Origin of the sequence: Streptomyces sp. NBC_01294 (assembly GCF_035917235.1) — a bacterium.
Lineage (GTDB): Bacteria > Actinomycetota > Actinomycetes > Streptomycetales > Streptomycetaceae > Streptomyces > Streptomyces caledonius.
The window spans coordinates 2,657,033-2,678,185 of sequence record NZ_CP108423.1; the positions used below are offsets into that span (position 1 = coordinate 2,657,033).

At 72.9% G+C, this 21,153-nt stretch carries 18 protein-coding genes and 1 pseudogene; 7 read left to right on the forward strand and 12 right to left on the reverse strand.

What is annotated here, in order from left to right; all coding sequences use genetic code 11:
• Positions 1-151: 151 nt before the first annotated feature.
• Positions 152-955, reverse strand: coding sequence for a nuclease-related domain-containing protein (locus tag OG534_RS11675; RefSeq protein WP_326588019.1), 804 nt, complete (start codon positions 953-955; stop codon positions 152-154).
• Positions 956-1,140: 185 nt separating this feature from the next.
• On the opposite strand from OG534_RS11675, the gene OG534_RS11680 reads away from it, so the two are divergent.
• The 3 genes and pseudogenes from OG534_RS11680 to OG534_RS11690 form a co-directional block, all read left to right on the forward strand.
• Entirely contained in the window at positions 1,141-1,773 is a 633-nt protein-coding gene (locus tag OG534_RS11680; protein WP_326588020.1) for a hypothetical protein, read from the forward strand.
• Between the two features lie 227 nt (positions 1,774-2,000).
• Entirely contained in the window at positions 2,001-2,753 is a 753-nt protein-coding gene (locus OG534_RS11685) for a hypothetical protein (protein WP_326588021.1), read from the forward strand.
• 143 nt (positions 2,754-2,896) lie between these two features.
• A pseudogene (locus tag OG534_RS11690) lies at positions 2,897-4,057 on the forward strand (histidine kinase dimerization/phospho-acceptor domain-containing protein); the annotation flags it as partial.
• Between the two features lie 486 nt (positions 4,058-4,543).
• Here OG534_RS11690 and OG534_RS11695 read toward each other — a convergent pair.
• The 4 genes from OG534_RS11695 to OG534_RS11710 all read right to left on the reverse strand — a co-directional run bounded on the left by OG534_RS11695 (position 4,544) and on the right by OG534_RS11710 (position 7,659).
• Positions 4,544-4,813: a hypothetical protein gene (locus tag OG534_RS11695; protein ID WP_326588022.1), complete on the reverse strand. Its 270-nt coding sequence runs from the start codon at positions 4,811-4,813 to the stop codon at positions 4,544-4,546.
• A 10-nt stretch (positions 4,814-4,823) separates the two neighbouring features.
• Entirely contained in the window at positions 4,824-5,537 is a 714-nt protein-coding gene (locus tag OG534_RS11700; RefSeq protein ID WP_326588023.1) for a TetR/AcrR family transcriptional regulator, read from the reverse strand.
• Between the two features lie 118 nt (positions 5,538-5,655).
• Positions 5,656-6,609, reverse strand: a complete 954-nt coding sequence (locus tag OG534_RS11705) for an IS481 family transposase (protein WP_326586481.1) — start codon at positions 6,607-6,609, stop codon at positions 5,656-5,658.
• Between the two features lie 120 nt (positions 6,610-6,729).
• Positions 6,730-7,659 (reverse strand): AurF N-oxygenase family protein, encoded by a 930-nt coding sequence (locus OG534_RS11710; protein ID WP_326588024.1) that lies wholly within the window; start codon positions 7,657-7,659, stop codon positions 6,730-6,732.
• Positions 7,660-7,827: 168 nt separating this feature from the next.
• Here OG534_RS11710 and OG534_RS11715 point away from each other — a divergent pair, with 168 nt between their 5' ends.
• Positions 7,828-8,943 carry a ferritin-like domain-containing protein gene (locus OG534_RS11715; RefSeq protein WP_326588025.1) on the forward strand — a complete coding sequence of 372 codons (1,116 nt, stop codon included), beginning with the start codon at positions 7,828-7,830 and terminating at the stop codon, positions 8,941-8,943.
• Positions 8,944-9,044: 101 nt separating this feature from the next.
• Here the strand turns inward: OG534_RS11715 and OG534_RS11720 are convergent, their stop codons facing one another.
• Entirely contained in the window at positions 9,045-10,505 is a 1,461-nt protein-coding gene (locus OG534_RS11720) for a penicillin-binding transpeptidase domain-containing protein (RefSeq protein ID WP_326588026.1), read from the reverse strand.
• On the reverse strand, positions 10,502-11,872 hold the full coding sequence (locus OG534_RS11725; RefSeq protein ID WP_326588027.1) for an FtsW/RodA/SpoVE family cell cycle protein: 1,371 nt from the start codon (positions 11,870-11,872) through the stop codon (positions 10,502-10,504). The genes OG534_RS11720 and OG534_RS11725 overlap by 4 nt, the downstream gene beginning before the upstream one ends.
• Positions 11,873-11,969: 97 nt before the next feature.
• Between OG534_RS11725 and OG534_RS11730 the strand changes: the two genes are divergently transcribed.
• The 3 genes from OG534_RS11730 (at position 11,970) to OG534_RS11740 (ending at position 14,709) form a co-directional block, all read left to right on the forward strand.
• Positions 11,970-12,377 carry a DUF6325 family protein gene (locus tag OG534_RS11730; protein ID WP_326588028.1) on the forward strand — a complete coding sequence of 136 codons (408 nt, stop codon included), beginning with the start codon at positions 11,970-11,972 and terminating at the stop codon, positions 12,375-12,377.
• The gene (locus tag OG534_RS11735) at positions 12,377-12,784 is read left to right on the forward strand and encodes an SHOCT domain-containing protein (RefSeq protein WP_326588029.1); all 408 of its coding nucleotides are present in this window, start codon (positions 12,377-12,379) and stop codon (positions 12,782-12,784) included. Before OG534_RS11730 ends, OG534_RS11735 begins: the two co-directional genes overlap by 1 nt.
• Positions 12,785-13,527: 743 nt before the next feature.
• On the forward strand, positions 13,528-14,709 hold the full coding sequence (locus tag OG534_RS11740; protein ID WP_326588030.1) for a C40 family peptidase: 1,182 nt from the start codon (positions 13,528-13,530) through the stop codon (positions 14,707-14,709).
• On the opposite strand, the gene OG534_RS11745 is transcribed toward OG534_RS11740, so the two are convergent.
• The 5 genes from OG534_RS11745 to OG534_RS11765 all read right to left on the reverse strand — a co-directional run bounded on the left by OG534_RS11745 (position 14,625) and on the right by OG534_RS11765 (position 20,822).
• The gene (locus tag OG534_RS11745) at positions 14,625-15,920 is read right to left on the reverse strand and encodes a styrene monooxygenase/indole monooxygenase family protein (RefSeq protein WP_326588031.1); all 1,296 of its coding nucleotides are present in this window, start codon (positions 15,918-15,920) and stop codon (positions 14,625-14,627) included. The two genes, OG534_RS11740 and OG534_RS11745, sit on opposite strands and share 85 nt — an antisense overlap.
• Before the next feature lie 97 nt (positions 15,921-16,017).
• The gene (locus OG534_RS11750) at positions 16,018-16,647 is read right to left on the reverse strand and encodes a GTP-binding protein (RefSeq protein WP_326588032.1); all 630 of its coding nucleotides are present in this window, start codon (positions 16,645-16,647) and stop codon (positions 16,018-16,020) included.
• Positions 16,628-17,017, reverse strand: coding sequence for a DUF742 domain-containing protein (locus OG534_RS11755; protein WP_326588033.1), 390 nt, complete (start codon positions 17,015-17,017; stop codon positions 16,628-16,630). Before OG534_RS11755 ends, OG534_RS11750 begins: the two co-directional genes overlap by 20 nt.
• Entirely contained in the window at positions 17,014-17,499 is a 486-nt protein-coding gene (locus OG534_RS11760) for a roadblock/LC7 domain-containing protein (RefSeq protein ID WP_326588034.1), read from the reverse strand. The genes OG534_RS11755 and OG534_RS11760 overlap by 4 nt, the downstream gene beginning before the upstream one ends.
• On the reverse strand, positions 17,496-20,822 hold the full coding sequence (locus tag OG534_RS11765) for a sensor histidine kinase (RefSeq protein ID WP_326588035.1): 3,327 nt from the start codon (positions 20,820-20,822) through the stop codon (positions 17,496-17,498). The genes OG534_RS11760 and OG534_RS11765 overlap by 4 nt, the downstream gene beginning before the upstream one ends.
• Between the last annotated feature and the right edge of the window lie 331 nt (positions 20,823-21,153).

Here is a 21,153-nt window from a genome sequence, read left to right on the forward strand (position 1 = left end):
ACCCCGCGCCTCAAACGCCGGCGGGGCTGGAGGTGGGGCGGCCGGGGCTTGTACAGCACGCCTCAAACGCCGGCGGGGCTGGAGGGTGGAGCGGCCGGGGCTGGATGGCCGGGCGGGCTCGGCTGGTTGGCCGGGCGGCCGGGGGTGGATGTTAGGGGGTCTCCAGCCAGGTTCTCGCGTCCCGGGCCTCCGCGAACAGGGCTTCCACGTCCGGGGGTTTGAGGGTGGTGGGGGACGACGTGAGGTTCGGGGTGGCCGTCGGGGGCTGGAGGATGCGGATGTCGCGGACGGTGGGGGCCGTTTCGAGGCGGGAGGCGTCGACCACCGCCAGGGCCGGGGTGACCTTGGCGGTCAGCGCCAAGGTGGCGCGGGCCGCCGCGCGGCGGATCCAGCGGGGGTCCGGGCGGGGTTCCGCGCGGCCGACCGTCAGCAGCAGGTCGCCGACCACCGCGCGCTGACGGCGGCCCGGGACCGTGCGGACGCAGAAGATCCCGGGCGGGCCGATGAGCAGGTGGTCTATCCGGCCCAGCCCCGGGAGCGGGACGCAGTGCAGGATCCGCCAGCCTTCCGGCTCCAGGGCATCGAAGGCGTCGCCGATCCGCTGCTGCGCGGCCAGGTCCTGGCGCAGCCGGTGCCGGGCCCGGGTGCCCGCCGGGGCGTGTTCCAGCTCGCCCAACAGGGTCTCCCCGGGGCGGTTCGGGGCCAGGTCGGTGTCCGGCGGCAGGGCGAGGCGCCGCAGGTCGGCGGGGGTCGGGACCGGGGGCGGGCCGATCGAGACGGTCCCGCTCAAGTACGGGCGCAGCACCGCCAGGATCGCCTCGCGGTGATCGTCCGCGAGAACGCTGATCCGGTTGGCCTGCCGGTCGTACCAGGCCACCGCCTGCCCGTCGGGCAGGTTGACGTACAGCCGGCCGCGGCCGGGCCGGCCGCTCGGCAGTACCTTGAGTCCGCGCATCGCCCTCACCCCCGCCGTCCATGGGAGCAGCCGGGGCGCCACACGGCAATCCCTCGGTCGTGTAACGACTCCGACGGAACGTTGCGACTCCGCTGTTACACGTCCGGGGCTCGGCCGCAACGGCCGGCGCCTAGGTTGGTGCCACCTGGGCACACCAGGCCCTGACCCGCACCGAAGGACTTCCCGTGAGCACCGTCAGCCGCCGCACTCTCGTTCGCGCCGCCGCCGTGACCGCATGTGCCGGAAGCCTGCTGGCGCTGCCCACCGCCGCCGCGCTGGCCGAGGGGGTGCCGGCGGCCTCGTCCGCGCACTCCTCGGCCCCGAAGCGGACGCTGGTCAAGAGCCTCTCCCTCGCGGACGGGGTCTCCACGGCGCACGTCTACCGGACGGCCAAGGGCGGGTACCAGGCCGAGATCCTGACCGCGGACGGCACCAAGGCCGCCACGCTGATCAGCCGTGACGGGGTCACCGCCTTCGGCGGCACCGGGGACCTGCACGCCGCGCTGGACTCCACCGGGCGGCTGACCTCCTGGGTGGGCGACGTCCCGGCGCAGGGCGGCGGCCACGCCGTCGCGGGCGACGGGCACAAGACCGGCACCCGCAGCGGGCAGGTGGTCCCCGCCTCGGCTCCGCAGAAGGCGGCGGCCGGCGACACCCGCGCCCTCACCGCCGAGTCTGCGGCCGGGCGACGCCTGAGCACGCTGGCGGACGGGCCGGGCGAGGGCGTGCTGCTGCTCGCGGCCGGCGGCGGCATCGCGGCGGTCGGCGCCGCCGGGCTCGGTTTCGCGATGCTGCGGCGAGGACGCACGGACAGCTGACACCTCGGCGCCCCGACCCCGCCCCCGCCCCCGCCCCCGGCCCCGGCCCCGGCCCCGGCCCTCGAAGCCTTCAACGCCCGCAGCGCCCGCAGCGCCTTCGACGTCCTCTACGTCCTCGATGTCCTCGGCGCCGCCTACACGGGCAAAAGGGGAGGGTCGCCCGCATATGGTGGGCGTGATCGGTCGTCGCCGTCGTGGCGCGGACAGAAGGGCACAGGGGGGTGGCTGTGAACAGGCTTCGCACGTTTCGCTTCCGTGTGGCCGCGCTCTACGGTCTGCCCGCCCTCGCCCTGCTGCCGATCGTGCCGTTGCTGGCGGGCTGCGGGGACACCGGCGGGCTGGTCGCCGCCGGCTCCACCCCGACAGCGAGCGGCCCCGTACACCTGTGGCCCGATCGCCCGGGGGCGACCGTACCGCCCGCCGATCCGGGCGGCGCCCCGCCCGAGTACGTGAAGGGGATCCCGCCCGTCCAGCACCAGAACGTGCACGACGTCGACCCGGTGGCCCTCGTCAAGGCGGAGCTGCGGGCCCATCCGAACGCCGTGTCCGGCGCGGACGGGATGCCCGCCGAGACGGCGGCCGCGATCAAGGCGTGCGGGAAGGACGGCACGGAGCCCGGATCGTGCCCGGTGCTGGCTCCGTACTACCGGGACCTCACGGGCAACGGCAAGGACGAGCTGATCGTCGGCATCGAGTTCCCGGACAAGATGATGTCGGTACGGGTGTACACGGCGGACCCGGACGGGCGGCTCAACCGGATCATGGCGACGACGGAGACCGTCATCTCGGTGGAACTGGCCGGGCGGGACGTGATCCTGCGGGTGCCCAGCGGCAACCACGGCTACGAGCTGATCACCGCCTGGTCCTGGGACGAGAAGCAGCGCACCATGCTGCCGACGCGCGAGCAGATCGTACGGGTGCCCGCGCAGTCGCAGGGCCCGGCGAGCCGCGGGCCGGGTCCCGCCCCCGTACGGCCATGAGGTCGGGGCAGCGGCCGCGACCGGGGTCCGGGCAGGGACCGCGCTCCGGGCGGCGACCGGGGTCGAGGCACCGGGCGCGGCTGCTGCGGCTGCCCGCCTGGACGGCGACGCTGACCTGGAAGTCGGCGTGTTTCATCGTGGTGATGTGCTGCTCGCTTGCGGCCGTGCTGGGTGCGCTCGTCCACGTGGAGGTGACCCGGCAGACGGTGGCCACGGCGCGGGAGAAGGCCCTCGGCAAACTGCACGACGTCTCGCGCGCGTACGAGGCGGGCGAGGCCCTGCCGCCCGATGCGGGGCTGGACCCGGTGGGGCTGCCGCCGAAGCTGCGGGCGCTCGCCGTCAGCGGGTACCGGGGGACGGTCGTCGCGGACTTCCGGGGGCGGCCGACGATGTGGGCGGCGGCGCCGGCGGACGGCCGGGCCCTGGCGGCCGCCGTCGACTACGGGCAGAGCGCCCGCACGATCAGCGGGCTGGACAACGCGATCATCGGGTCGTCGATGCTGGCGATCGGCGGGACGCTGCTGGTGGGCGCCTTCTCGGTGACCCGCGTGACCCGGCGGCTGCACCAGACGGCGACCGTGGCGCGGCGGATCACCCAGGGCGACCTCGACGCGCGGGTGGACGACCCGCGGACGAAGGACCCCTCGCGGCACCAGGACGAGGTGGCGACCGTGGCCGGGGCGCTGGACACGATGGCGGGAAGCCTGCAGTCGAAGCTGGAGAGCGAGCGGCGGTTCACGGCGGACGTGGCGCACGAGCTGCGCACACCGCTGACGGGGTTGCACGCGGCGTCGGAGCTGCTGCCGGAGGGCCGGCCGACGGAGCTGGTCCGCGAGCGGGTGGGGACGATGCGGCAGCTGACGGAGGACCTGCTGGAGATCTCCCGGCTGGACTCGGGCAGCGAGGTGGTGGTGAGCGATCTGCACCAGCTGGGGCGGCTGGTACGGCGGGTGGTGCGGGCGTCCGGGACGGACACGGAGGTGGTGGTCGTCCGGGACGCGCACGTGGAGACGGACCGGCGGAGGCTGGAACGGGTCCTGGGCAACCTGGTGGCCAACGCCCACAAGCACGGTCGGCTGCCGGTGGTGCTGACGGTGGACGGGCCGGTGGTGACCGTACGGGACCACGGGGACGGGTTCCCGGAGTACCTGGCGGCCCACGGCCCGCAGCGCTTCAGGAGCGGCGGCGGCAAGGGCCACGGGCTGGGGCTGACCATCGCGGTGGGACAGGCGGCGGTGATCGGGGCCCGGCTGGAGTTCGGCGCGGCGGAGGGCGGCGGGGGCCTGGCGGTCCTCACTTTGCCGGGTTCCTGGCCGGAGGCTCGGCGGATGACGGCGCTGCGCGGGCCGGGGTCGGGGCAGGGCGGGGCCGGGCCGGGCCAGGGCAGGGCGGGGCCGGGCCGGGGCCGGGCCGGGGCAGGGCGGGGCCGAGCCAGGGCAGGGCGGGGCCGGGCCAGGGCAGGGCGTATGGCTCATGCCTGGTCGTGGAGCGGCCGGGGCGCCGGGTGGGCTGGTGCGGCGCCGTTGCCGGGGGGCGCGGCCCCCGGACCCCCGCGCCTCAAACGCCGGCGGGGCTGGATTTGGCCCGGCGGGGCTGGAAGTGGCGGCGAGGCTGGAAGTGGCCGGCGGGGCTGGATTGACCGGGCTGCGGCCGGGGTCGGGCGCGCGCCGGGGTGTCTCCTCGGACGCCGAACGTGACGAGGGGTCGGAAGGCGCGGCGGCGGTGCGTTCGGCGCCCTGCGGGGACACCCCGGCGCACACACGCCCCCGGCCGGCCCCGGCCCGCCCGGTTCAGGGGCGTGGGGGCTTTGTCCAGGGCCAGCGGATTTTGGGCTTCGTGGCGGAGGGGCGGAAGTCGTACTTCCAGCCCTTCTGGAGGCCCAGCCGCTTGGAGTACCCCGCGGGGACGCGTTCGTACAGCAGCACCGTCGGCGGGCCGCCGTCCGGTGCCGGGACGGGGATCTCGTACCACTTCGGGGGGTGTCCGGTCGGGCCGAGGAGGATCGGGAGGACCCGGCCGTCCATCGGGCCGCCCTCGAACGGGGTCGGTTGGCTTCTCACCCCACCAGTGTCACAGCAGGTGGGCGGCCTCGGAGACCACCGGGATGACGCGGCGGGCCAGGACGCCGACCGGGCCGTCCGCCGATTCCAGGGCGAGGGCGGCGCGGGCGGCCGCCGCCGTCTCCGGGTCGGTGGCCGCGGTGGCCGTCAGCAGGGCGATGAACTGGTCCAGCAGCCAGTCCCGGAGGGAGTCGACCTCAGGCTGCTTGCCCTCGTCGATCCAGATGAGGGAGGCCGCCTCGACGGCCGTGATCCACGTACGGACCATCATGCGCAGCCGGGGTCCGGGGGACGGGACCCCGAGGTGGAGGAGGATCTGGTCCGCGGCGGCCCGGCGGATGCCGTCGACCGTCGCCGTCGTTCGGGAGGTCTCGACGACGCTGCCGCCCTGGAGGAGGGCCGCGAAGCCGGCGTCGTGTTCGTGGACGAAGGCGAGGTAGCGGTCCAGGGCCCGGGACAGGCGCCGGGTCAGCGGGCCCTGCTGGGGTTCGGCGAAGCAGAGTTCGAGGATGTCGGCCGCCGAGCGCAGGGCGGCTTCGTAGAGCTGCTGTTTGCCGCCGGGGAAGTAGCGGTAGACGAGCGGGCGCGAGACTCCGGCGGCCTCCGCGACGTCGTCCAGCGAGACCTCCTCCGGTGCCCGGTGCGCGAACAGCGAGAGGGCGGCGTCGAGGAGTTGGGCTCGCCGCTCCTCGACGCTCAGCCTGCGGTACGCGCGTACGGTCATGACCGCAGGGTAAGCCCCGCGGGGTCCGCGCAGGGTGGTGTCCTGCCGATCAGCCCGGACGAGGGGATATCCCGGCGGGCCTGCCCGCGAGGTCCCGGCAGGATCCGGAAGACACGCCCTAGGTGTATTGCCCTGTGAGGTTGGGGACGCGGCTGGCGGGTGGTTTGCCTGCGAGCGCGGTGTGTCCGCGGTGGTGATTGTAGGTGTGCAGCCAGCCGGGGAAAGCGTCGCGTCGTTCCTGCTCTGACCGGTAGGGGCGGGCATAGGCCCATTCCTCCAGCAGGGTGCGGTTGAGGCGTTCGACTTTGCCGTTGGTCTGGGGCCGGTAGGGCCGGGTTCGCTTGTGGGTGATCCCGGCCGCCGCCAGGGTGTCGCGCCAGGCGTGGGACTTGTAGCAGGCGCCATTGTCGGTCAGGACGCGTTCGACGGTGATCCCGCAGCCGGTGAAGAACGCCTGGGCCCGGGTCCAGAAGCCGGCGGCGGTCTCCTTCTTCTCGTCGGCCAGGATCTCGCTGTAGGCGAGGCGGGAGTGGTCGTCGACGGCGGTGTGGATGTAGCTGTAGCCCGTGCCGGACCTGGTCTTGCGGCCTGCCTGTCGGCCGAGAGCCCTGTGGCCGCCGCCGTCAGGGATGTTGCCGAGCTTCTTGATGTCGACGTGGACGAGTTCGCCGGGCTTGGGTCGTTCGTAGCGTCGTATGACGCGGCCGGTGGCCCGGTCCAGATGGGACAGGCGGGCCAGGCCGAACCGGGTCAGCACCCGGTGCACGGTTGAGGGCACCAGGCCGAGCAGGTGGGCGATGCGGGCGGGTCCCCACCTGCGCAGGACGCGGACCTTGATGATCCGGCGTTCGGTGCGGGTCGGGGTCCGGCGCGGGCTGTTGTGCGGGCGGGAAGACCGGTCGTGCATGCCCGCGTCGCCGAGCGTTCGGTAGCGGTCGGCCCACCGCTGGGCGGTCGTCGGGGAGACCTGGAAGCGTTCGGCTGCCCGGCGGTGGGTCCAGCCGTCCTCGACCACGCAGCGGGCAAGCCGCAGCCGTCCGGTCTCGGTCAGGGGTGCATTACGGTGGGGCATGAGGGCCTTCCGGTCGGTGTAGACGTCGCAATCCACACCAAACCCGGAAGGCCCTCACCCGTTCAAGATCCCCCAGCCGAGACCTGCATCACCCGTCCACAACCTCCCGGGGCATTACACCTAGGCCAGGAGTCCCGAGCTCTTCCACAGCTTGCGGCCGACTCCCCGCAGGACGCCGATGTCGTCGAGGAAGTCGGTGAGCCGCTGCGCGCCGCTCTGCATGACCTCGCGCCGGTGGCCGCTCGCCTTGACCTGGGCGACGGCCTCGCGGCGGTCCAGGCCGACGTTGTCGTAGACGGCCGGGTTCACGAACGCGAGGGAGAAGACGCGGGCGGCCTCGCCGCAGCTGATCCGGGTGAGCTCCTGCTCCCAGCGCGGGGCCGTCAGCATCTGGCGGCGCAGTTCCTCGCGGGCGTACCGGACGTGCCGGGCCTCCTCGATGACGTGGATCCGGGTGACCCCGCGGACCAGCGGCTGGACGCGCTCGTCCGGGAAGGTGAGGCGCTGCATCCAGTCGAGGATCTCCTCGCCGAGGAGGGTGCAGGCGAAGGAGCCGGGGGTGGTGGAGACCGTCTTCAGGATCCGCGCGAGGTTGTGGTTGAGGCGGGAGACCGGGTACGCGGGGGCGCCGGCCTTCTGGATCATGCGGGCGAACATCATCGAGTGGCGGCACTCGTCGGCGATCTCGGTGAGCGCGTAGCGCACGTGGTTGCTGGTCAGGGACTTGTCGTAGATGTGCCGGACCATCAGCTGCATGAGGATGATCTCGAACCATATGCCGAGGGAGCCGAGCGCCGCCGCCTCGTGGCGGGAGAGGTCGATGCGCTGCTCCTCCCCCATCTTCTTCCACAGCGGGGTGTCGTAGAGGGAGAGCAGTTCCGGCGGCCAGTAGTACTTGCCCTCGATCGCGGGGGCGTCCCAGTCGAGTTCCTTGTCGGGGTCGAAGGAGTGCTTGGCCGAGGATTCGAGCAGTCGCTCGGCGATCTGCTCCCGGTCCTTGAGCTGGCCGAGGGCGTCCCTGAGCGCGGCTCGTTCGGTCACGGTCGTCATGGCTTCGGACACCTCGTCGTCGAGTTACCGGGGGTCACCACTTATGAGACTGCTTGTCAGCAAGGTCGTCAATCCCCCGCGCACGACTTGTTGACCCCGCGTCTACCAACGTGTGACGCTGCCAACTGTCCGGTCCTGCACGGCAGTACGTGAGACGAGGGGGCGTCAGTGTCGACGCACGAGCTCTACACCGAGGACCCGGGCGAAGCCGTCTGGCAGGTCCCCGCCTCCGGCTCCGCCCGCTTCAGCTGGGAGTACGACGACGGCCGCGAGCGACTCCTCGCCCTCTACCAGAAGGGCAAGGACAAGCAGTGGGACGGCGCCAAGCGCATCGACTGGGACATCGAGGTGGACCCGTACGATCCGCTCGGCACCCCCGACGAGGCTCTGACGCTCTACGGCACGCGGCACTGGGCCAAGCTCACCGAGAAGGACAAGGGCGAACTGCGCCGGCACTACGCCGCCTGGAACTTCAGCCAGTTCCTGCACGGCGAACAGGGCGCGATGGTGTGCGCGGCCCGCATCGTGGAGTCGGTGCCGGACCTGGACGCGAAGTTCTACTCCGCGACGCAGACCATGGACGAGGCCCGGCACGCCGAGATCTTCGGGCGCTTCCTGCACGAGAAGGTCGGGATGCTGTACCCGATCAACGACAGCCTGCAGGGGCTGCTGGGCGACACCCTGCGCGACTCCCGCTGGGACATGCCGTACCTGGGCATGCAGGTGCTCATCGAGGGCCTGGCGCTCGCCGCCTTCGGCATGATCCGCGACACGACGGACAAGCCGCTGCCGAAGCAGATCCTGGCGTACGTGATGCAGGACGAGGCCCGGCACGTGGCCTTCGGGCGGATGGCGCTGCGGGACTACTACAAGCAGCTGACGGACGCCGAACTGCGCGAGCGCGAGGAGTTCGTGATCGAGGGCTGCTACCTCATGCGGGACCGGCTGCGCGGGGTGGAGGTACTGGAGAACTTCGGCATCCCGAGGAAGGAGGCCGAGCAGTTCAGCGAGCAGTCGGAGTTCCTGCACCTCTTCCGGAAGCTGCTGTTCAGCCGGATCGTGCCGTGCGTGAAGGACATCGGGCTGTGGGGCGAGCGGCTGCAGCGGGCGTACCTGGACATGGGCGTCTTCGAGATGGGCGACTCGAACCTGGACCTGCTGATGAGCCAGGACGAGGAGATCGCCGAGGCCCTCGACCGCGAGCGCTTCGCGGCCGAGGAGTCGGAGCGGGTGGCGGAGGTCGAGGCCGCGGTCCGGGAGGGCGCCGAGGACACGTCCGGCTAGGGAGTGCCCAACGGAGCAGGCGGGGCCTGGGCCGCCCCCTGCCCCGCCCCCCTATCGAACCAACCGGCCGTCCGGGTCCGGCGGGAATTGCGTGCCGGGTGTCAGCCGGTGGCCAGCGCCGCCTCCATCACGGCCCGCGCGATCGGAGCGGCGGCCAGGTTCCCGCTGATGTCCCCGCGGTTGGCCGCCGCGTCCTCGACCACCACCGCCACCGCGACCGCCGGCACCGGGGCACCGTCCGCCTTCGCCCAGGAGATGAACCAGGCGTACGGGGTGCCCGCGTTGCCGACGCCGTGCTGCGCGGTGCCGGTCTTGCCGCCGACCACCGCGCCCGGGATCGCCGCGTTCTTGCCCGTCCCGTTCTCCACCACCTTCACCATCAGCCCCTGCAGCCGCAGGGCGGTCGCCGGGGTCATCGCCCGGCCGAGGCTGCGCTGGCCGCCGCGCCGGACCTGGGACCCGTCGTTCTGGGTCGTCCGGTCCACCAGGTACGGGTACTTCAGCTCGCCGCCGTTCGCGACGGCCGCCGCGACCATCGCCATCTGGAGCGGCGTCGCCCTGGTGTTGAACTGCCCGATCGAGGAGAGGGCCAGCTGGTCCCGGCTCATGTCGGTGTCGAAGGTCGACCGGGACACCCACGAGGGCACCCGCAGCCCCTCGCCGTTGAACCCGAAGCGGCGCGCCGCCTCCACCATCCCGCGCAGCCCGACCTGCACCCCGATCTTCGCCATCACCGTGTTGCAGGACCACTGCACCGCATCCGCCATCGAGGCGTCCTCGCAGCCCGTGGCCGCGTTCGGCAGCAGGGTGCTGGTCCCGGGCAGCGGGTAGGGGTCGGGGGTGCGGGTCGGCGCGTCCACATCGGTGACCACGCCGGCGTCGAGCGCGGCCGCCGCCGTCACGATCTTGAAGGTGGAGCCGGGCGGGTACGTCTCGCGCAGCGCCCGGTTGAGCATCGGCCTGGCGGGGTCCGCGTTCAGCGCCGCCCAGGCCTCCTTGACCTTCGTGCCCGTGCCGGAGAGCACCGAGGGGTCGTACGAGGGGCTGCTGACCAGCGCGAGGATCTTCCCGGTCGCCGGCTCGACGGCGGCGACCGCCCCGCGCTTGCCCGCGAGCCCGGTGTACGCGGCCAGCTGCGGGCCGGAGCGGAGGGTGGTGGCGGCGTTCCCGCCGGCCGGGCGGCCGCGGGACAGCTCGTACCAGAGCGGGAAGACCGAGAGCCCGGGGTCCGTGCCCGACAGGACCGCGTCCTCGGCGCGCTCCACGAAGCTGGTCCCGTACGTCTGGGAGGAGAAGCCGGTGACGGGCGCGTAGAGCGGGCCGTTCGTGTACGTCCGCTCGTAGCGCAGCAGCTGGCCGCTGTCGCGGGAGCCGGTGACGGGGCGCCCGTCGACCAGGATGTCCCCGCGCGGCTCGGCGTAGCGCTCGATGGCGGGGCGTTTGTTGGCCGGGTTCGCGCCGTAGGCGGCGGACTCCCAGACCTGCACGCGGGCGATGTTGAACAGCAGGGCGACGAGCAGAAGGGCGCAGAAGTACGCGCACCAGCGGATGTAGCGGATCACTCGGCGGGCTCCCCTGCGGGGCGGGGTCTGCGGGCGCTGTCGCTGAGCCGGACCAGCAGGGCGACGATGATCCAGTTGGTGACGACGGAGGAGCCGCCCTGGGCCAGGAAGGGCATGGCCATGCCGGTGAGCGGGATCAGCCCGGTGACCCCGCCCGCGATGACGAACACCTGGAGGGCGACGATCGAGGCGAGCCCGGTGGCGAGCAGCCGGCCGAAGGGGTCGCGCAGGGCGAGCCCGGCGCGGAAGCCGCGGGCGACGAGGAGCCCGTAGAGCAGCAGGATCGCGGCGAGGCCGACGAGGCCGAGTTCCTCGCCGGCGGTGGCGAGGATGAAGTCCGACTTGGCGGCGAAGCCGATGAGGAAGGACTGGCCGTGGCCGAGGCCGGCGCCGAGCAGGCCGCCGGCGCCGAAGGCGAAGAGGGACTGGGCGAGCTGGCCGGGGCCCTCGCCGCGCTCGATGGAGGCGAAAGGATTCAGCCAGTCGTCCACGCGGCTGTTCACGTGCGGCTCGAAGGTCCCGACGGCGTACGCGCCCACCCCGGCGAGCAGCAGCCCGATCGCGATCCAGCCGATCCGTCCGGTGGCGGTGAACAGCATGATCACGAACAGTCCGAAGAAGAGCAGCGAGGTCCCCAGGTCCCGCTCCAGGACGAGCACGCCGACGCTGAGCAGCCAGATCGCGAGGATCGGGCCGAGCACGCGGCCGGGCAGCAGGCGCAGCTTCCAGAAGAGCCGGCGTCCGGTCAGGGCGAGGGCGGTGCGGTTCGCGGCGAGGTACGCGGCGAAGAACACGGCGAGCAGGATCTTGGCGAACTCCCCCGGCTGGAAGGACAGTCCGGCGAAGCGGATCCAGATGTGCGCGCCGTTGACGGCCGGGAAGAAGACGGGGATCAGCATCAGCACGAGGGCGACGGCGACGGAGAGGTACGCGTAGCGCTGGAGCACGCGGTGATCGCGCAGCAGCGCGACGACGAGGACGAAGAGCGCCATCCCGAGGGCGGACCACAGGAGTTGGTCCCCGGCGGTGAGGTGGCCGGGGGTGGTCACGTCGAGGCGCTGGATGAGGACCAGGCCGAGGCCGTTGAGCAGGACGGCGATCGGAAGCACGAGGGGATCGGCGTACGGGGCCCTGAACCGGACGGCGAGGTGCGCGAGCAGGGCGGCCACGGAGAGGCCGCCGGCGTAGCGGGCGGCCTGCTCGGGGATGCGGCCGGTGGTCGCCAGGCCGACGTGGAGGTGACCGAGGACGGAGATCAGGACCGCGCCGGCGAGGAGCGTCAGCTCGACGCCGCGGCGCTTGGGAGCGCCGGCGCCGGGGGGCGGGGGCGGGGCGGGCTCCGTCACCTTTGCCGTCAGAGCGGTCATACACCGAAACGTAGCAAGCGAACGGATGGTATGTCTGCTTATGTCATAGTGTGCCGAAGAGTCGTCATAAACGGTCGGAAGTGAGGAGCCGAGGCGCATGGGACCTGTGGAATTCATCGTCCTCGCCTTCCCGGAGGAGCAGCTGCGGGTCCCGGCGGTCGAAGCCGTGATGGGGCTGCGCAAGACGGGCGTGGTCCGGCTGATCGACGGACTCGTGGTGACGAGGACGGCGTCGGGGAACGTACTGGCGGCCGAGTTCGACGAGTTCGTCGAACTGCAGGGCCTGCTGACGGGGCGGGACGTGGCCCGGCTGATCGGGCCCGAGGACGTACAGGAGGCGGCGGGGCTGCTGGAGCGCGGGAGCTGCGCGCTGCTGCTGGTGGTCGAGCACGTGTGGGCCGAGGACGCGGCGATCGCCGTACGGGCGGCGGGCGGGCGCATCGTGGGCTCGGTCCGCATCCCGCCGGACCGGGTCCCGGCGGACCCCCGGGCAGGGGTGGCCTGATGTTCATCCGACCGGTGGGAGCGACGGTCCACGCGGCGAACCGCCCGGCGGGGCAGCCTCTGCTACGGGGCCTGCTGGCGCGGGCGGCCGGGGCGGTGGAGGCCACGACGGGCGCGGTCGGCCCGGACGAACCACCCCGCCGGGGCCTCTTGGCGCGGGCGGTGCAGGCGGCGGGAGGCCCGGCCGAAGCGCCGGACTGGGCCTGGCCGGAAGGGGAACCCACAGAGGAACCGGAACCCCTGTACCTCGAAGAGCCGGAGCCGGAGGACGAGGCGCCCACGGTGGGACCGACACCCCCGGCCGGCCACCTGGTGGCGGAACTCACCCAACTGGCCGACCTGGCCCGCGAGGGTCTGCTGACCCCACAGGAATTCACGACGGCCAAGGCCCGCCTGCTGCGCGACTGACGACGACGCGGGCCGGACCCGCCCGTGTCACACGGCCGGGCCCCGACGCGCCCGGCGCTCCGATGCCACGGCTGCGGCGACACCGCAGCCGACGGCGGGCAGCGCGAAGCCCACTACGGCCGGGTTGACGTAGCCGGGGAGGGACCGGGCGACGTAGCGACCACCCCCTGCCGGCACCGCCCCCTGCCGGCACCGCTCCCAGCCCGCCTGCGCCGACCGCATCGAGCATGCGCCTGCGCGCAGACGGCCGTCGGCCGCTGAGACATGAGGAGCGCGCAGCGAAGTGTGGCGGCTTATGTCCGGCCACAGACGGACTGCAGCCGCTGAGACGCGAGAAGCGCGTAGCGATCGGACGCGCCCCGGCTCCGCCCGGGGGTCGCTGATCGGCCCGCCCCTGAATAGGCAATGGCCGGCCCGTTCCTTTGGGGGGTTCCCGTCGGTCTTCGGATTTCCGTGGCGGGTCGGTCGGTCAAGGGTGGCCGCAGGCCATCGCGCAGCGACGCGACCGAAGGGAGCGCCCTTGAGGGACCGGCCCGCCACGGAGAGACGATGAGACTGACGGGAACCCCCCAAACCATCCCTGATTCGGCGCGAGTGGCTCAGGCCCCCGAAGCCCCCGCCGCACGACCCGATACCCCGATCCCCCCGATCCCCCAACCGAGTGACCACGCCCGACCGGCCGCCCCACTTAGGGCATTTGTCATACCATACGTGGCAACATCGGGCACCTCGGAGGTGATCCCATGTCACATCGGCTGCTTCGTGCCGCCTGCATCGCCGCGGTGCTCGTCACCGCCGGCCCCGTCCCCGCCGCCGACGCCGAACCGGCTGCGTCCGGCGAGTCCGTCGGCGTGCTCCTCACCCGCCTGCAAGGGCTCTACCAGAAGGCCGAGGAGGCCACCGAGGCGTACAACGCCACCGAGGTGGCCCTCAAGGCCGGGCAGAACGAGGAGCGCATCCGCTCCGCCGACCTCGGCAGGGCCCGCACCGCGCTCGACTCCGAGAAGGCCATCGCCGGGAAGCTGGCCCGGGAGCAGTACCAGAGCACGCGGGGCATCTCCCCGTACGTCCGGATGCTGCTCGCCGGGAACCCCCAGGCGGCCCTGGACCAGCGTCGGCTCGTCGCCCGCGAGGGCGCCCGGCGGGCCGCCGCGGTGAACCGGCTCGCGCGCGGCCAGAAGAAGGCCGACGCGCTCGCCGTCCGGGCCCGCAAGGCGCTGGACTCCCGGCAGAACCTGGCCGCGCGGCAGAAGCTCCACAAGGAGCAGGTCGCGGTGCAGCTCAAGGAGGTCGAGCGGGTGCTCTCCGCGCTGACCCCCGCGCAGCTCGTCCGGCTCGGCGCGAAGGAGGCCGAGACCACCGCCGCGGCGCAGCGGGACCTGGTGGACTCCGGCCGGCTTCCCACCCGTACCGGCACCCCCACCGCGGCCGGCGGCGCGGCCCTCACGTATGCGGCGGCCCAGATCGGCAAGCCGTACGTCTGGGGCGCCGAGGGCCCGGGGTCCTTCGACTGCTCCGGCCTCACCTCGCAGGCCTGGGCGCACGCCGGGCGCGCCATCCCGCGGACCAGCCAGGAGCAGTGGGCCCAACTGCCGAAGGTGCCGCTGGAGCAGTTGCGGCCGGGGGACCTGGTGGTCTACTTCCCCAAGGCCACGCACGTGGGCCTGTACGTAGGCGACGGCAAGGTGATCCAGGCGCCGCGGCCGGGGGCGAAGGTCAAGGTCTCGCCGATCGCCGCGAATCCGCTGCTCGGCGCCGTGCGCCCGGACCCGGACGGCACCCCGCTGGCGCAGTTCACCCCTCCGCCGCTGCCCGAGGCGGCGGCGGGGGACGACACCGGCTACTCCGCCGAGGAGGCGCCCTCGGACGAGGACACGGGAGCGGACACGGACGCGGACACGGACGAGGTCACCTCGGCCAGGTAGTCCGCCGCGTCCTGCGGGTCGTAGAAGTACGCGTCGAAGTCGGCCGGGTTGTCGAAGCCGTTGGCGAATCGGTTCGCCACCGGCTGGAGCTGCCCGGCCGCGCCGATCAGGTTCAGTACGTGCTCCGGCGGGACGCCCAGCATCGCGTTCGTCCACTGGGTCACCGGCTTGCCCGTGGTGAACCAGTACTTGTCGAAGGTCGCCTTCATCCACGCCTCGTCGAACGGGTTGTCCCCGTGCATCAGGATCGAGGAGAGGTACGAGGCCGCGCACTTGGCGGCGGAGTTCGATCCCTGGCCCGTGATCGGGTCGTTGGCGACGACCACGTCCGCGACGCCGAGGACGAGCCCCCCTCCCGGGAGGCGGCCGATCGGATTGCGGACCACCGGCGCGTACCGGCCGGCGAGCGTGCCGCCCGCGTCCGTCAGCTCCACCTTCGTCGCCCGGGCGTACTCCCACGGCGTGAACTTCTCCATCAGTTCCAGCGTGAGCGCCAGGTGTTCCGACGGGTCCTTGACCCCGTTGAAGACGTCCAGCGGACCGCCCGGGATGCCCTCCCAGAACAGGATGTCCGCCCGGCCCGAGGTGGTCAGGGTCGGCATGACGAACAGCTCGCCGACGCCCGGCACCAGGTTGCAGCGGACCGCTTCCGTCTCCGGGTGCTCGGGGCGCGGCCCGAGCCCGTGCACGTAGGAGACGGCCAGCGCGCGCTGCGGGGCGTCGTACGGGGAACGCGCCGCGTCCCGCCCGAACATCGAGACCAGCTCGCCCTTGCCGGCGGCGACCAGCACCAGGTCGTACGTACGGGAGAAGTAGTCGAGGTCGGCGACGGACGCGCCGTGGATGACCAGCTGCCCGCCGCGCTGCGCGAAGGTGTCGAGCCAGCCGGCCATCTTCACGCGCTGGTCGACGGACTGCGCGTGGCCCTTGAGACGGCCGAGCCAGTCGATGGCGCGGGTGGCGTCGGGGGCGGCGACCGAGACGCCGAGGCCCTCGATCTTCGGGGCCTGCTGCTCCCAGAAGTTGATCTGGAGGTCCCGCTCGTGCTGGAGCGCCGTGTCGAACATGCACTGCGTGGACATGACCCGCCCGGTGCGGATCTCGTCCGCGGTCCGGTTGGACATGAGGGTGACCTCGTACCCCTTCGACTGGAGTCCGAGGGCGAGCTGGAGACCGGACTGGCCGGCTCCTACGACAAGTATCTTGCGCATCTCTCACGTTCTCTGTTCGGGGGCGCTGTGTTCGGGGTGCTTCGTTCGGGAGTGCTTCGTTCGGGAGTGCTTCGTTCGGAAGTCTTTGGGAGTTGCCCTACTCCGGCGTGGTGTCGAGGGCGTGGCCGACCAGCGCCAGCAAGGACTCGACCACGGTGTGGCGGCGCCGCGCGTCCATGATCACGACGGGCACGTGCGGCGGGATGCTGAGCGCCTCGCGCACGTCCTCGGGCTCGTACGACTGCGAGCCCTCGAAGTGGTTGACGGCGACGGCGTACGGCAGCCCGCAGGTCTCGAAGTAGTCGAGGGCCGGGAAGCAGTCGCGCAGCCGGCGGGTGTCGGCCAGGACGAGGCCGCCGATGGCCCCGCGCACCAGGTCGTCCCACATGAACCAGAACCGCTCCTGGCCCGGGGTGCCGTACACGTACAGGACGAGGTCGTCGTCGAGGGTGACGCGGCCGAAGTCCATGGCGACGGTGGTCGTGTTCTTGTCCGGCGTCCCGGACAGGTCGTCCGTCGGGGCGCTCGCCTGGGTCATCACCGCCTCGGTCCGCAGCGGCGTGATCTCGGAGACGGAGGACACGAACGTGGTCTTGCCGACGCCGAAGCCGCCCGCGACCAGCACCTTGACGGCGACGGGCGCGCGGGAGCGGTCGTACTGCCAGGGCTGGACCGGCTCGTCGTCCACGGCCCCGGAGACCGGCTGGTCAGAGACGGCGAAGGCCACTGAGCACCCTTTCCAGCAGCGCGCGTTCGGGACGACCGGTGCCGTGGCCCGTTCCGTAGACGCGGATCCTGCCCTGGTCCGCGAGGTCGCTGACCAGGACGCGGACCACGCCGAGCGGCAGCTTCAGCAGCGCGGCAATCTCGGCGATCGTGCGCATGCGGCGGCAGACCTCGACGATGGCGGGCATCTCGGGCATCCGGTCGGGCTTCTGCGTCTCCGAGGCCTTGGTCTCCAGGGCGGCGACGAAGGTCTCGACGTGCAGGACCTGGGTGAAGCGGGTGCGGCCGCCCGTCAGGGAGTACGGGCGGACGCGCGCGGTACGGCGGTCGGCGCCGCGTATCGGGAGGCGGTCGGAGGCCGGTCTCCTCACGGGGTGTTCTCCATCGACTGGCGCAGCTCGCTGCGGACTTCGGGGGTCAGGACGTGGCCGGCTCGGCCGACGAACAGGGCCATGTGGTAGGCGACGACGCTCATGTCGCAGTCGGGCGTGGCGTGCACGCCCAGCAGTGAGCCGTCGCTGATGGCCATGACGAAGACGGAGCCGTGCTCCATCGCCACCATGGTCTGCTTGACGGCGCCGCTGTCCATGAGGGCCGCGGCGCCGGTGGTGAGGCTGCCGATGCCGGAGACGATGGTGGCGAGGTCGGCGGACGCGCCGCGCGGGCCCTTGGCCTTGGGCTTGGTCTCCGGCTCGCCCGCGCCCGCTCCGGGGTCGGAGGACAGGAGCAGCAGCCCGTCCGAGGAGACGACGGCGACGGAGTTGACGCCGGGCACCTCCTCGACCAGGTCGGTCAGCAGCCACTGCAGATTGCGGGCCTGGGTGCTCAGTCCGTACGTACTGGGCGCGGTCATGTGCGTGCCTCCTGTGCGCTGTCCCCCTGGTCGGTCTTGCTCTGCCCCTGGCCCTGGCCCTGCGCGCGGTCCTTCCCCTGGCCCTGCGCGTGGTCCTGCGCGTGGTCCTGCGCGAGCTCGGCGGCGACGACGCGACGGCCGTCCTGGGCCCCCTGGTAGAAGCCGCCCAGCCGGCGCCGCAGCTCGTCGGCGTCGACCCGGCGCGGCGGCTCGGGCGGTGCGTCGTCACGGGCCACCCGCTTGGCCGGGACCGTGCGCGGGGTCCGCTTCGGCAGGCCCTTGTCGGTGACGGCCTCGGCGCTGTCGGCGCTGTCGGCGGGGTCGGTGGGGTGGCTGCCCTGGCGGGGGAGCCAGTTCCCCTCGGCCGGGGCGTGACGGTGCGGGTCGGCCTCCGGCTCGATGTCCTGTACGTCGGCCACGCGCGCGGCATCGCCCGCCGCGGCCGGCTCCCCCTCGCCGGAATCCGGCACCCCGAAGACAGCCGGATCCGCGTCGGGGACGACCCGCGCGAGCAACTCCTCGGCCGGAGCCACCGCAGGCACCACGAACACCTGCTCGGCAGGCGGCAGCACCGCGTCGGCATCGCCCGCCACGGCCGGGACCCCCTCGCCGGAATCCGGCACCGCGAAGGCAGCCGGATCCGCGTCCGGGACGACCCGCGCGAGCAACTCCTCGGCCGGAGCCACCGCAGGCACCACGAACACCTGCTCGGCAGGCGGCAGCACCGCGTCGGCATCGCCCGCCACGGCCGGGACCCCCTCGCCGGAATCCGGCACCCCGAAGACAGCCGGATCCGCGTCCGGGACGACCCGCGCGAGCAACTCCTCGGCCGGAGCCACCGCAGGCACCACGAACACCTGCTCGGCAGGCGGCAGCCCCTCCACGACCGGAGCCACCGCAGGCACCACGAACACCTGCTCGGCAGGCGGCAGCCCCTCCACGACCGGAGCCGGAGCCGGAACGGTGAAGACCTGCTCGGCAGGCGGCAGCACCGCTTCGTCGGCCGGAGCCGGGACGAGGGACGCCTGCTCGTCCGGCGCGGTGGCCATGTCGACCGGGACGGGCTTCGACTCCTGCTCCGACTCCGGCTCCAGCTCGGGCTCCAGCTCGGGCTCGGGCTCCGACGTCAACGTCGACTCCGACTCCGACTCCAACGGCGACTCCGACACCGGCTCCGGCCCCGACTCCGGGCCAGCGGCATGCGCGCCGCGGGGCCGGGCCGGGAGCGTGTTCTCGTTCGCCTCCGCGATCACGCCCGGCAGGCGCAGCGCGGGCGCGCCCGGCGTGGCCAGGGTGTGGACGGGCGAGACCGGCGGGGTGGCGGGCAGCAGCGCCGCCGGGACGACCACCAGGGCCTCGGTCCCACCGTACTGCGGGGCGCGCAGCTCCGCGGTGACCCCGTGCCGTGCCGCGAGCCGCCCGGCCACGTACAGGCCGAGGCCCAGGCCGTGTTCCGCCTCGGACTCCTCGTCGTACGCCTCGGGCGTGGACAGGCGGGCGTTCAGCGATTCCAGCCGGTCCCCGGTGATCCCGATGCCCTCGTCCACGACGGACAGGACCACCTCACCGGAGTCCAGCAGCCGGCCGGACACCTTCACCTTGACTTCCGGCGGCGAGAACGTCGTCGCGTTCTCCAGCAGCTCGGCCAGCACGTGCGAGATGTCGTCGGCCGCGTGCCCCGCGACCTGGGTGTAGGAGGGCAGCGCCGCGAGGTCCACGCGTTCGTAGCGCTCGATCTCGCTGACGGCGGCCCGCATCACGTCGACCAGCGGTACCGGCAGGCCCTGCCCGTGGCCGTGTTCCTGACCGGCCAGGACCAGCAGGTTCTCGTTGTGGCGGCGCATCACGGTCGCCAGGTGGTCCAGCTTGAACAGGGTCGCGAGCCGGTCCGGGTCCTGCTCCTTGGACTCCAGCTCCTCGATCACCGCGAGCTGGCGCTCCACCAGGCCGAGGGTCCGCAGGGACAGCGAGACGGAGGTCGTCGACATGACGCGGCGGTGCTCCTCCAGCCCCGCCCGCAGCTTCGACAGCTCCTCCTCCAGCACCTCCCGGCTGGAGTTCAGCGCCTCGTTGCGGCCGATGATCCGGCGCCGGTCGGCGTCGAGTCCGGCGATCCGGGTGTGCAGGGAGACCGTCTGGTCGCGCACCGCGTTCAGATGGCGCACGACCTCGGCGAACTCGTCGTTGCGGCCCGTGAACCGCACCGGTTCGACCGAGCCCTCCGGCGTCGCCAGCCGCTCCGCGCCGCGCCGCAGGACCGACAGCGGCCGGGTCAGCGACCGCGCCACGGCGGTCGAGAAGCCGACGGCGACCAGGAACAGCACGCCCAGCAGGGCGACCATGATCTCCAGTCGGGTCACGTCGTCGTCGCGCAGGGAGGCGAGGGCGGAGGCCCGCTGGCCCGCGAGGGTGGACTCCACGGTCCGCATCCGGTCGATGCGGGCGGTGAGCGCCGTGCCGACGGCGGCGCCGTCGGTCCTGCGGTCGGCGGTCGTCAGGGTGGGCCGGTCGGTGAGCCGCTTGAGGTAGTCCTCGGCGGTCTTGACCTCGGGGCCGGTGACGGTGGCGGTGAGGGTCTGGCGCACGTCGGGCCGTGCGGCCCGCGCGAAGTCGTCCAGGGCGCCCAGTTCCCGTACGCGCGCACGCTGGGCGGCGGTGGTGAGTTCGTCGACCGCGGCCGAGTTGGGGAGCTGCTCACCGCGGGGGACGGCCAGCGCGGCGAGCAGCAGTCCACGGGTGGCCGAGGCCTGTTCCACGGCCTGGCCGAGCGGGGCCAGCGGACGGGTGGTGGTGAGGGCGGCTTCGGCCCGCGGCGGGGTGAGCTCGGCGAGCCGGTCGCCCGGGGCGAGGAGTTCCGTGATGACGCCGGTGTAGGCCTGGTGGGTGGCGAGGGCGGTGCCCTTGCCGTCGATGGCCTCCGTACGGACGGTCGCGACGCGGGCGAGGGCCATGGCGAGGGGCTCGTCCACCTCGGTCGCGGCCTCGGAGATCTGCCGGTCGGTGCGCAGGATGCGTTCCTGGAGGGCGCCCTTGGCGGCGCCCGGACGCCCCTTGGCGGCGTACTCGACCACGGCGTCGCGCTCGTCGGCGAGGACGTGCGCGAGGGTGAGGATCTGCCCGGTCTGCTCCGCGAGGGAGACCAGCCGCTGGGAGTCGTTCAGCTCCCTCGCGGCGGTGACGACGGCGGGGGCTCCGGCCGCCAGGACCGTGAGCCCTGCGACGGCGACGCCGACGACCAGCCGGCTGCGCACGCGGACGTGACGTCCTGCGGGGGCCGGGCCGTCGGCGGCGGTGCCGTTCTTCCGAGACCGCTTCTTCTGCACCGGTGCTCGCAATCCTGTACGTGTGCTTTTTCTCGTCTACTCGTGTGGCCGAGGTAACGGCCGGTCAACAAGTAAACGCCCCCTGCCCCCTCGTACCGCCTCAGACCTTTGCAGCGTGTTGGGGAGAGAGCCGCACATCGCCCACCCGGCCACTCGAACGAGTGAACATCACGAATAAGTTGGCGACCAACTCGGACACCCCGCCCCAGAGCACCGTCGTGGACAGGTGGTTGAAAGATCGATACGGGCTTTGGCAGTATGCCCGCCCACATCCCCACCCCCGCCCCCTCCCTGCCGCCCGGGTCTTCCCGGCCCGCGGACGAACGGTCCG

Bases quoted from the DNA above. Each gene is read 5' to 3' on its own strand.
- OG534_RS11675 (WP_326588019.1), bottom strand. From the start codon at position 955: ATGCGCGGACTCAAGGTACTGCCGAGCGGCCGGCCCGGCCGCGGCCGG.
- OG534_RS11700 (WP_326588023.1), bottom strand. From the start codon at position 5,537: ATGACCGTACGCGCGTACCGCAGGCTGAGCGTCGAGGAGCGGCGAGCC.
- OG534_RS11705 (WP_326586481.1), bottom strand. From the start codon at position 6,609: ATGCCCCACCGTAATGCACCCCTGACCGAGACCGGACGGCTGCGGCTT.
- OG534_RS11710 (WP_326588024.1), bottom strand. From the start codon at position 7,659: ATGACGACCGTGACCGAACGAGCCGCGCTCAGGGACGCCCTCGGCCAG.
- OG534_RS11725 (WP_326588027.1), bottom strand. From the start codon at position 11,872: ATGACCGCTCTGACGGCAAAGGTGACGGAGCCCGCCCCGCCCCCGCCC.
- OG534_RS11730 (WP_326588028.1), top strand. From the start codon at position 11,970: ATGGGACCTGTGGAATTCATCGTCCTCGCCTTCCCGGAGGAGCAGCTG.
- OG534_RS11735 (WP_326588029.1), top strand. From the start codon at position 12,377: ATGTTCATCCGACCGGTGGGAGCGACGGTCCACGCGGCGAACCGCCCG.
- OG534_RS11740 (WP_326588030.1), top strand. From the start codon at position 13,528: ATGTCACATCGGCTGCTTCGTGCCGCCTGCATCGCCGCGGTGCTCGTC.
- OG534_RS11745 (WP_326588031.1), bottom strand. From the start codon at position 15,920: ATGCGCAAGATACTTGTCGTAGGAGCCGGCCAGTCCGGTCTCCAGCTC.
- OG534_RS11760 (WP_326588034.1), bottom strand. From the start codon at position 17,499: ATGACCGCGCCCAGTACGTACGGACTGAGCACCCAGGCCCGCAATCTG.